Annotated in this window: 1 pseudogene; it reads left to right on the forward strand. The window is 62.7% G+C overall.

From position 1 onward, the window contains the following. Nucleotides 1-582 (forward strand): annotated as a pseudogene (locus tag CFR80_RS18760) (IS5/IS1182 family transposase); the annotation flags it as partial.

Here is a 582-nt window from a genome sequence, read left to right on the forward strand (position 1 = left end):
CGCTTCGTGGCGGCGAACCTGCATCCGGATCATGATACGATTGCGACCTTCCGCCGGACGAACCGGACAGCCATTGAAGCTGCATTTGCGCAGGTCCTGCTTCTGGCGCGCGAGACGGGTCTGCTGCGTCTGGGTGTCGTATCGATTGACGGCACGAAAATTGATGCCGACGCTTCGAAATACCGTTCCCTGCGCTACGACCGGATCAGGGCACTGCGCGAACAGCTGGCGGTGGATATCGCGAAACTGATGGACCAGGCGGAGCACGCAGATGCCACAGACAGAGATCCGCAGGCCCTGCCAGAAGAGCTTGCCCGACGGGAAACACTGAAAGCGAAGCTGGACGAAGCCTGCGCCCGGCTGGAAGCAGATGCGAAAGCGCAGGCCGAGGCGGCGCGACCGGCATACGAGAAGAAGAAAGCCGCTTATGATGCGAAAACAGGGCGTCGTGGCAGGGCGCCGAAACCGCCGGATGATGAACCGCCACCCGACCGGCAGATCAGTCTGACCGATCCCGACAGCCGCCTCATGCGGCGTTCGGACGCCCACGAGTTCCGGCAGGCTTACAATGCCCAGGCCGTG

It is taken from the genome of Komagataeibacter oboediens, assembly GCF_003207815.1.
GTDB classification, from domain to species: Bacteria; Pseudomonadota; Alphaproteobacteria; order Acetobacterales; family Acetobacteraceae; genus Komagataeibacter; species Komagataeibacter oboediens.